General features: G+C 50.3%; 12 protein-coding genes. 1 reads left to right on the forward strand and 11 read right to left on the reverse strand.

Annotated elements, in window-relative coordinates; genetic code table 11:
- Positions 1 to 7: 7 nt before the first annotated feature.
- From ACTNES_RS17045 to ACTNES_RS17095, 11 genes are all read right to left on the reverse strand, one after another.
- Positions 8 to 298 carry a VirB6/TrbL-like conjugal transfer protein, CD1112 family gene (locus tag ACTNES_RS17045; protein ID WP_441040191.1) on the reverse strand — a complete coding sequence of 97 codons (291 nt, stop codon included), beginning with the start codon at positions 296 to 298 and terminating at the stop codon, positions 8 to 10.
- 85 nt (positions 299 to 383) lie between these two features.
- Positions 384 to 545, reverse strand: coding sequence for a Maff2 family mobile element protein (locus ACTNES_RS17050; RefSeq protein ID WP_083487031.1), 162 nt, complete (start codon positions 543 to 545; stop codon positions 384 to 386).
- A 21-nt stretch (positions 546 to 566) separates the two neighbouring features.
- Entirely contained in the window at positions 567 to 2177 is a 1611-nt protein-coding gene (locus ACTNES_RS17055; RefSeq protein ID WP_002605633.1) for a recombinase family protein, read from the reverse strand.
- A gap of 100 nt (positions 2178 to 2277) precedes the next feature.
- A complete protein-coding gene (locus tag ACTNES_RS17060; protein ID WP_002605634.1) occupies positions 2278 to 2460 on the reverse strand; it encodes a transposon-encoded TnpW family protein in 183 nt (60 codons plus the stop codon).
- The gene (locus ACTNES_RS17065; RefSeq protein WP_002605635.1) at positions 2457 to 3314 is read right to left on the reverse strand and encodes an ATP-binding protein; all 858 of its coding nucleotides are present in this window, start codon (positions 3312 to 3314) and stop codon (positions 2457 to 2459) included. Before ACTNES_RS17065 ends, ACTNES_RS17060 begins: the two co-directional genes overlap by 4 nt.
- Positions 3311 to 4069 carry a phage replisome organizer N-terminal domain-containing protein gene (locus ACTNES_RS17070; protein WP_002605636.1) on the reverse strand — a complete coding sequence of 253 codons (759 nt, stop codon included), beginning with the start codon at positions 4067 to 4069 and terminating at the stop codon, positions 3311 to 3313. Before ACTNES_RS17070 ends, ACTNES_RS17065 begins: the two co-directional genes overlap by 4 nt.
- Entirely contained in the window at positions 4059 to 4250 is a 192-nt protein-coding gene (locus ACTNES_RS17075; protein ID WP_006058351.1) for a hypothetical protein, read from the reverse strand. The genes ACTNES_RS17070 and ACTNES_RS17075 overlap by 11 nt, the downstream gene beginning before the upstream one ends.
- A gap of 186 nt (positions 4251 to 4436) precedes the next feature.
- A complete protein-coding gene (locus tag ACTNES_RS17080) occupies positions 4437 to 6059 on the reverse strand; it encodes a relaxase/mobilization nuclease domain-containing protein (protein WP_002602093.1) in 1623 nt (540 codons plus the stop codon).
- On the reverse strand, positions 6031 to 6429 hold the full coding sequence (locus tag ACTNES_RS17085) for a plasmid mobilization protein (protein WP_002602094.1): 399 nt from the start codon (positions 6427 to 6429) through the stop codon (positions 6031 to 6033). Before ACTNES_RS17085 ends, ACTNES_RS17080 begins: the two co-directional genes overlap by 29 nt.
- Before the next feature lie 533 nt (positions 6430 to 6962).
- Positions 6963 to 7166: a helix-turn-helix domain-containing protein gene (locus ACTNES_RS17090; protein WP_002602095.1), complete on the reverse strand. Its 204-nt coding sequence runs from the start codon at positions 7164 to 7166 to the stop codon at positions 6963 to 6965.
- Entirely contained in the window at positions 7156 to 7560 is a 405-nt protein-coding gene (locus ACTNES_RS17095; protein ID WP_055151961.1) for an RNA polymerase sigma factor, read from the reverse strand. Before ACTNES_RS17095 ends, ACTNES_RS17090 begins: the two co-directional genes overlap by 11 nt.
- Before the next feature lie 300 nt (positions 7561 to 7860).
- Between ACTNES_RS17095 and tet(O) the strand changes: the two genes are divergently transcribed.
- A complete protein-coding gene (gene tet(O), locus ACTNES_RS17100) occupies positions 7861 to 9780 on the forward strand; it encodes a tetracycline resistance ribosomal protection protein Tet(O) (protein ID WP_441040190.1) in 1920 nt (639 codons plus the stop codon).
- Positions 9781 to 9894 lie beyond the last annotated feature (114 nt).

Raw genomic sequence — 9894 nt, forward strand, 5'->3', positions numbered from 1 at the left:
ACAGGTGCTATGCACCCAGCCGGGAGCATAGCGCCGTTTGTTGTGAGCAGCCCGTTTCACGGTCTGCGTGTAGTTCCTTGTAAACTGACCTAAAGGTAATGATAACGCCCGCAATCGGCACAATGACGTTTTCCGATAGGCTGCGTATCATATTGAATATGCCCGCGTTCCACCCGGCGGGGGTTGTGCCGACTTGCGTTGCGATTTCTCCAACCTCTGTATTTACGCTGTCGAACAGCCCGGAGAGATTAGAGAGTATTCCGTCTGTCAAAATGCCGCGAAACCAATCTTCAATCATCTGCCATATCAAAAGCTAATCCCTCCTTTCCCGCGCCCTCCCGCGTGAAGCGGGAGAGCGCGGCGGGTAGTGTTAGTTTGTGGCATTATCCAAACAGGCCGGAGAGCAGCGGGACAAGGGTAAGGCCGATAAGGGCAACGCCGCCGCCCGCCATCAACTGTTTCATGCCCTGCGACTTTGCTGATGTGTGATAAAGAAGTAGTAGAAGTGTAAAAAATTTTGCCGTTCCTATCCGGCGTTTGCGCATTGCGCCGGATAGGTCGGGCGGTCATTCGGGCAGGTCTACCTTGCCAACGAAAGAGTAATAAATATCAATGTCCTGTCTGCGTGTGCCGTTCTCGTCATAGCTGCACTCATGCACAACGATTTTCTCCACAAACTCACGCAAAAGGGTAGGGGTAAGTTCTTCAAAGCTGGTGTACTTGCGGACAACATTCATAAACTTTTCTGCGTTTACCGTGGCTTCCTGCGCTTTGGAAAGCTCTGCCCGGATAGCGGCGGCTCTCTCTTTCAGTTCTTTCTGCTCGGCTTCATAGTCTGCCGACAGCTCCGTGAAACGCTCGTCTGAAATGCGCCCGGTCACGCTGTCCTCATACAGCCGCTTGAAGATAGCGGATAACTCGCTGATACGCTTCTCGGCGGCTTCCAGCTCCTTTTTCCTTGCGGCGTTCCTGCGCTTGCCCCCGTCCTCGTTCTGCTCGATCAGCAGCTTCATAAACCGGGCTTCGTGCTTCGCTGCATAGCTGGTGACTTTCCGCAGATTGTCGGTCACTCCGGCGGTCAACAGGTCGGTGCGGATAAAGTGCGCCGTACAGTCACGGGTACGCTTCTTGTAGCTCCCGCAGATATAACAATCCTGCTTGCGGGTGGCGTTCTGGTAACGCTGCTGGTAAAGGACGCTGCCGCAGTCGGCACAAAAGAGTATGCCGGAGAATAAGCCCACTTCATCATAGCGGTTCGGGCGTTTGCGCTGCTTGCGTAACTCCTGCACACGCTCCCACATCTGGGTGTCAATGATAGGCTCATGGTGGTTCTCGAAAATCGCCTGTTTCTCAATGGGGTTCTCTACGCTGTGCTTGGTCTTGTAGGACGGCTTCTCCGTCTTGAAGTTTACCAGACAGCCCGTGTACTCCCTGTTTTCAAGGATATGTACCACGGTATTGGTCGCCCACTTGCACTCATAGCCGGGGTGGTAGCGGCGGGTGCTTCCCGTCCGACGGTATTCCAGCGTTCCCGGCGTGGGGATCTCCTGCTCTGTGAGCATACGGGCTATCTTGGTCGGCCCGTTCCCGGCAAGGCACAAGCTGTAAATCTGCCGCACAACAGGGGCGGCTTCCCCGTCAATGATAAAATTTTCGTCCTCGTCCATAAAGTAGCCGTATACGGGTTTGCTCGTGACGGGCTTCCCGCTCATACCCTTAGACCGTTTTACTGCTTTGATTTTCTTGCTCGTATCTCTCACCAGCCATTCGTTAAAAATGTTCCGCAGAGGGGCAAAATCATTGTCGCCCTGTGCGCTGTCCACTCCGTCATTGATAGCGATAAAGCGGACGCCTTTCTGTGGGAAAATCATTTCCGTATACATTCCCACTTGCAGATAGTTTCGCCCTAACCGTGACATATCCTTGACGATAACGGTGCCGACTTTTCCGGCTTCAATGTCCGCAAGCATGGCTTGAAAACCGGGTCTTTGGAAGTTCGCCCCAGAATAACCGTCATCTGTGTACCATTGCAGATTGGAAAAGCCGTTCTGCTTCGCATAGGTTTCAAGAATACGCTTCTGGTTTGAAATAGAATTGCTCTCACCTTGCAGCTCGTCCTCGTGGGATAATCTCGGATAAAGGGCGGTAATAAGGTTTCGGGTGGTCTGTCTTAACATAGTGTCCTCCATTTCCGACAGCCAGCCCCACTATTCCGTATGACTATCATACCACACGCCGGGGCTGGCTGTACAGTCCTTTCTGCTTCTTTACGTCCCGTCAAATTGCCGATTTTTGTGTAGCAGCTTCCGCTTCCAGCACTTTCAGCATTTTATCGGCGGCGGTGGCGGTGGTGTCCTGCTTGAAATAGCCGGAAACGACAAGGACAGAATTACCTATGCGGATTTCCGTCACGCAATCCGGGCGGCGGGTGCTGCGGTCATTCTTTGGGGTGTTGGTCATAGGCGGCTCTCCTTTCTGTTCATCAGCTTTTTCAGTTGTCCCATTTTCTCCTGCGCCGTGGCTTTTCGGAAGTTGCTCCCGGTAAAGCGGACAGGAGAACACATTTCAATCAGACGGTCATAAATGCGGGCGTGGGCGGTGTCCTCCGGGTGCTGCAAGTCCTCCAGCGTGAGATTAGTCGTGACGATCAGCGGCCTGCCGCTGCGGTAACGGCTGTCAATCACGTTGTAGACCTGCTCTAAGCCGTATTCCGTTCCCCGTTCCATTCCAAAATCGTCAAGGATAAGCAGCGGGAAGCTGCAAAGTCGGGAGATATATTCATTCCTGCCCTCAAAGCTGGCGGCAAGGTCACCCAATATCAATGCAAAGTTTGTCATGCACACGGGGATTTCACGCTCCATAAGGGCATTTGCGATACAGCCCGCAAAATAGCTCTTGCCTGTGCCAACGCCGCCCCATAGCAGATAGCCAATGTTGCGCTCTTTCATGGTTTCCCAGTTCTCCACATAGAAATGGGCGTGTTCCATTTGCGGGCACTTGCCGTTGTCGTTCTCAAACGTCCAGCCCTGCATAGCCGGGTCTGTAAAGCCCCGCCGCTTCAACCGCTCGACAGTTTCAAGGTGACTGCGCTGTTTCTCTGCGGCTTCCCGTTCCTCACGCTCTGCCCGCTGGCAGTCACATTCTGCCGGGTGGCGGTCACGCCCCAGCCATGCGGCGGTTTCTTTGGGGAAATAGCCCTCTTTGGGCTTGTGGCACTTCCCGCAGTATAAAAGCCCGTCCTCGCCGGTGTAGTCCTCCGGCTCCGGCGTGGTGTCGGTCATATTCAAAATCATTTCATCAAATCCATTCGTCATAAGCTCTCGCCCTCCTTACAGGTATAATCGGGTATGCCCTTTTTCGGGGCTTTCTTGGCTGCGTCCTCCTGCGCCCACTTGAAAATCGTGGCTGCATGGCTCTTGTATTTCCTCCCGCTGGAAGCGATATGGCAGGATAGGCGGTCAATGTAATACTCCCACTTGCCGGGAAGCTCTGTTTTCAGCCCGTCAAGCTCCGTATCGGAAAGAATGACATTGTGGTATCTGCCATAGGCGGCGGGGGCGGGGTGTCCCGTTTCTAACTCTCTCTCTTTTTCTATTTCTATATCTATCTCTTTCTCTATCTCTATCTCTGGTGGACAAATGTCCGCTCGATATGGTGGACATTTGTCCGCCCCTGTCTGCGGCAGGGCTTTTTGTTCCTGCAAAGCCAGCCGCGCCCTGCGCTTGCGCTCCCCCTCGGTAGAGGACTGGCCGATTAAAAGCTCAATGTTGCTCATGTAGAGTGCGCCGCTTGGCAAAGGCTCCACAAGCCCCAGCTTCATAAAGATTTTCAAAGCTCTCTCTACGGTACCTACCTGCTGGCGGGTAATGGTCGCAATCATCTGGGCGGTGTAGGGGATATTCTCGTCAAGCTGCAATTTCCCGCCGTTTTTCAGCGATTTCAAGTACAGCTTCAAGAGAATGTTGGAATAGATAACGCCGTCCTGCATACTTTCCAGCAGAACGATTGCATCATCGTCAAAATAGCTCTCTTTCAGCTTGAGGTAGTAATATTTGCGGTTATCTGCCATAGGCTGCGTCCTCCTTTTTCCAGCGTTTGGAATAATAGCGAGGGCATAGTATGATAACCGCCCGGAAGCTCTGTTTGCAGTCACGGGTGCAGCCCCGGCATAGGTCGTTGTAAGTGATACGGTTGCGGTGGTTGAGGAAGAAAGACCATTCCAGCCGCCGCTTCTTGCTCATTCTCGGCAATGGTAAGCTCCTTTCTGCCGTTCCTATCGGTGTAGCGGGATAGGGGGCATTTTCTGTATGTTCTCGGTATCATTTTCGGGCTTTTTCTGCCCTGTAAGCCCCGTTTGGAAGTCGGGGAGTATTGCGGTAAGGGTTCATATCATACCTGTATTTTTGTAGGGTTTCGGTATCATTTCGGGGCGGTCTTTAACGCTCCTGTTCACGCTTTTTCTGCTGGCTCGGTGCGCCCCTTAAAATCTGGTCGATATTGCGTCTGACTGTCTGAAGCTCCTGCGCCCGCTGGCGTTTCTCCCGGTAGTCGTTATATCCGGCGTTCTTCTGGACGGTAAGCTGCTCAATCTCCCTTTGCAGGGCTTTGCTGGCTGGCAGCTTGGTTATTCCATGCTCCCGGAAATAACGGGCGGCTGTGTCCGCTATGATAAAATCGCTTTCGTGCTGTTCCCGGTAGGCTCTCCGGGCTTTCTCCGATTTCTGCGCTTTCAGACCGTCACGGGCGGGCTTCGTGCCGATATAGCCCAAAAGGTTGCGCTGCAATTCCTTTTTCTCCCGGATAGCGGCTTCCAGCCCTTTCAGTCCGGCAAGGCTCTCCTGCGTGGCGGTGTTGGCTGCGGAAATGGCAGCGTCCAGCTCGTCCGGGGAAGAAAAGCCATACTGCTGGTAGAGCATGAGGGTAGCCGACATCTGTTTGAGGTTGTGCATGGTCGCCCACTTCTCATAGCCCCGTCCTTTCCCCTCGGCTCGCTTGGCGGCTATGTCTACCATGCGCTGTACAGCGTCATTGTTCGGGGCGTTTTTCGCTTCTTTTTTCGTCCGTAAGCGGTCTTTGATACTGCCGGGGTATTCCGCTATGGCTGCGGGTTTTTCGGCGGCTCTGGCGGCGTTCTGCTCCAAAACGGAGAGGACAGCAGCCCGGTCAAAATCGTCCCCCAGCTTCCGGGCGGTAATTGGCTTCGTCCTGTCCGGCGTGAGGTAACTTAGCCGCCCCCGGCTCTCCTTGACGGTCACACCATGCCGGAGAAGCAGGGCGGCAAACTCATCAAAGCCGGAAGCAGCGGCAAGGGCTTCCCGGATAGTCCGGCGCAGCTTCGCCTTATCCGTTTCAAACTTGGTCTGCCGGGGCGCGATACCGTCCGCAGCAATAGGGGCGTTGGCTCTGTCAAGGGCAGCCTGTCCTTTCTTCTGCGCCCAATACTCACGCTCGGTAATGCGTTCTTTGCTGCCGTTCAAAAGGTCTATCTGGTAAAGCCCCTCGCTGTGGCACATCTCCATGACTTCGGCTTTCAGATAGTTCATAGCTGCGTCCGTACAGCGGTGCTTGCAGCCTGCTTTCCTGTCCGCTGGCCTGTCCATGTGGGGCAGCATGGGAACCTCCGCAATCCGCAGACTGTTAATGACGATATGCACATGGATATTTTCGGTGTGGCTGTGTCCGTCCGGGTGGGTGCAGACAAGGGCCTGGTGTCCGGGGAAATGCTCGGCGCAGAACTTCTCGCCCAGCTCCTGCGCCCGATCAACGGTCAAGCCGTTGTCCGGGCCGTCCCGTGGGTCAAAGCTGATGATGTAGTGGTGGCTCTTTACGTCCTCCCGTTTCTGGTTCTTGCCGTAGCGGAGATTGGAGCGCATACAGGCAACGGCAAAATCCTCCCCGCCACAATTCAGAGAGGATATGCGGTAGTCTACCCTCGGTATGAGCCGCCCGTCTGCGTCAAGGGTGGGCTTCATGGTAAACTCGTCATGCTCGAATGTGAGGTATTTTTCAGCGTCCCCGTAGTTGGCATTTTTAGAGCTGATATGTTTGAGTATCGCCAACGGCTTCACCTACTTTCTGCAAGACTTCAAACTTCAAGGCGGCAAGGTCGGCGGCGGCTCCCCGCACTTCCTTTTCCAGCCCCCGGTAGGGGCTTCCGTATTCGTTCAGGCTCCGGGCAATCTGGTTTAAGTTGCCGCCGATTTTCCCGTACTCTGCCGTGAGCTTGGAGAGGGCGGCAAGCAGCCCGTCATTGACCGGGGAAACGGTGACAATGGGGCGTATGGTCGCTTTCCGTATGGCTTGCCGGATAAACTCGGACTGGCTGATTTCATAAGCCGCCAGCCGCCCGGTGAAGTCGGCGTATTCTTCATCGGTCATGCGGGTCTTTACCACATGACGGCGGTGGGGCGTATTGTATTTCTTTCGCATGGTCTGTGACCTCCTTTCTCGCCCGACAGGGCGCATAGCAGGGTTTGGGGAAGGCACTCCCCAACAAGATTCCCGCAGGGGCAAAAATAAGCGGAGAGCGAATTTTGGCACCTCGGTAGAATCTTGCTCTGAAAAACTCCGGCGTTCCCCGGCTCCCGTCCTTTCCGCTAACAAAACGTTTCAAAAGGGCTTTGCTACCCGCTATTCCGGCTTATCTTGAAAATTTTCCTTTCACTACCTACAACACCACGCAAAGCAAAATGGACGGAGATTTTTAGAATTTCCCCTCTATTCCCTACAACACCACGCAAGCCGGAATAGGCGGACAATGGCAGTATTTTTTTCTTTGATACCCTCTACGGATAAGTAAGGGATTTTGCCAACTGCGGCGGCTATTTTCCCTTTTGTTTTTTCATACTGGGGATTTTCAAAAATGCCAAACAGGAACGAAAAAAAGCAGCAAATCTGTTGAATAGATTTACTGCTTTCTGGTTGCCGGCGAAGCGGCGGTTATTCAGTTGTAGGCGGTAGGGCTATCTCCCAAAGCGGAACTTGAAAATAGCTGTGAGAAGCGTCTGGGTGATGTAGTCCTCTGTATCTTGGTCTACCCGTCCATTCACACGGGCGGCACATTGTATGCGGCGGCGGTAATACTGCAATACAGTTCCCACCGCTTCCGGCTCCCCGCTGGCGGCTTGGACGATTGTTTCATAGGGGAGAAGCCTATTATTTCTCATATGCCATTCCCTCCATTTCCGCTTGGAGCTGCCGTAGGGCTTTTCGGATATGGTAGCCCGCTGTGCTGCGGCTGCGCCCGTACTGTCTGCCAATTTCGTGCTGTGGAATACGCTTGAAAAAGGACAGGTAAATCATTTCCCGCTCCCGTTCGTCCAGCCGTGACAGGGCTTCCGCAAGTAAACCGCTGCTGAAAATGACCGTATCGCCGCAAAGGGTAAGTATGTATTCCTCGTCCGGCTCCGGGGCTTGGAAATATTCATCTGTCGTGCCTAAAGGGTAGTGCTTTTCGTCTGTGAGGTATTCAAGGGATATTTCTCTTTTGTGCTTCCTGCTCCGTGTCCTCGCTGCGTTGATCGTTGCATTTCGGATATTTAGTTTGTCAGCTTGACAAATAAAGGGTTAAGGAATATAATTAGATTCAGTATTATACAAGGAGTTAATAAATATGCGGCAAGGTATTCTTAAATAAACTGTCAATTTGATAGTGGGAACAAAAAGTAGCAGTCCCGTTTCACTTTTAATATGGGGCTTAGTTTTTTGTACCCAGTTTAAGAATACTTTTATCATGTAATTTTATATGCCCGAAAACATATAAGTGTTTTGGGGCTATTGGAGTTATTTACCCAGTGATAGGAGTATTTATCACTGGGTATTTTTATGCCCTTTTTTGGGTGTTGATAGGAGGAAAATCACATGAAAATAATTAACTTAGGCATTCTGGCTCACGTTGACGCAGGAAAGACAACATTAACGGAAAGTTTATTGTATACCAGTGGTGCAATTGCAGAACTAGGGAGCGTAGATGAAGGCACAACAAGGACAGATACAATGAATTTGGAGCGTCAAAGGGGAATCACTATCCAGACAGCAGTGACATCTTTTCAGTGGGAGGATGTAAAAGTCAACATTATAGATACGCCAGGCCATATGGATTTTTTGGCGGAAGTATACCGTTCTTTATCCGTATTAGACGGAGCAGTATTATTAGTTTCTGCAAAGGATGGCATACAGGCACAGACCCGTATACTGTTTCATGCACTACAGACAATGAAGATTCCGACAATTTTTTTCATCAATAAAATTGACCAAGAGGGGATTGATTTGCCAATGGTATATCAAGAAATGAAAGCAAAGCTTTCTTCGGAAATTATAGTGAAGCAAAAGGTTGGGCAGCATCCTCATATAAATGTAACGGACAATGACGATATGGAACAGTGGGATGCGGTAATTATGGGAAACGATGAACTATTAGAGAAATATATGTCAGGGAAACCGTTTAAAATGTCAGAACTGGAACAGGAAGAAAACAGGAGATTCCAAAACGGAACGTTATTTCCCGTTTATCACGGAAGCGCTAAAAACAATCTGGGGATTCGGCAGCTTATAGAAGTGATTGCCAGTAAGTTTTATTCATCAACGCCTGAAGGTCAATCTGAACTATGCGGGCAGGTTTTTAAGATTGAATATTCAGAGAAAAGGCGGCGTTTTGTTTATGTGCGTATATATAGCGGAACATTGCATTTGAGGGATGTTATTAAAATATCTGAAAAAGAGAAAATAAAAATCACAGAGATGTGTGTTCCGACAAACGGTGAATTATGTTCATCCGATACAGCCTGCTCTGGTGATATTGTAATTTTACCAAATGATGTTTTGCAGCTAAACAGTATTTTGGGGAACGAAATGCTGTTGCCGCAGAGAACATTTATTGAAAATCCTCTCCCTATGCTCCAAACAACGATTGCAGCAAAGAAATCTGAACAGCGGGAAATATTGCTTGGGGCACTTACAGAAATTTCAGATGGCGACCCTCTTTTAAAATATTATGTGGATACTACAACGCATGAGATTATACTTTCTTTTTTGGGGAAAGTGCAGATGGAAGTCATTTGTGCCATCCTTGAGGAAAAATATCATGTGGAGGCAGAAATAAAAGAGCCTACTGTTATATATATGGAAAGACCGCTTAGAAAAGCAGAATATACCATCCACATAGAAGTCCCGCCAAATCCTTTCTGGGCTTCTGTCGGGTTGTCCATAGAGCCGCTCCCTATTGGAAGTGGAGTGCAGTATGAAAGCAGAGTTTCACTTGGATATTTAAACCAATCGTTCCAAAATGCGGTTATGGAGGGGGTTCTTTATGGCTGCGAGCAGGGGCTGTATGGATGGAAAGTGACAGACTGTAAAATCTGTTTTGAATATGGATTGTATTATAGTCCTGTAAGTACCCCCGCAGACTTTCGGCTGCTTTCCCCTATCGTATTGGAGCAGGCTTTAAAAAAAGCAGGGACAGAACTATTAGAGCCATATCTCCACTTTGAAATTTATGCACCGCAGGAATATCTCTCACGGGCGTATCATGATGCTCCAAGGTATTGTGCAGATATTGTAAGTACTCAGATAAAGAATGACGAGGTCATTCTGAAAGGAGAAATCCCTGCTAGATGTATTCAAGAATACAGGAACGATTTAACTTATTTCACAAATGGGCAGGGAGTCTGCTTGACAGAGTTAAAAGGATACCAGCCAGCTACTGGTAAACTTATTTGCCAACCCCGCCGCCCGAATAGCCGTATAGATAAGGTTCGGCATATGTTCCACAAGTTAGCTTAACAGCTATAAATGAGCAAGTTCGTGATTTTGCATAAAAGAAAGACACCTCGATTCCATGTGTTGTATAATGAAAGTGCCAAAACAAACATTTGCAACATTTACGAAAGAAGGTGT

The sequence above is a fragment of the Blautia sp. HCP3S3_D9 genome, assembly GCF_052063845.1.
Taxonomy (GTDB): Bacteria; Bacillota; Clostridia; order Lachnospirales; family Lachnospiraceae; genus Blautia_A.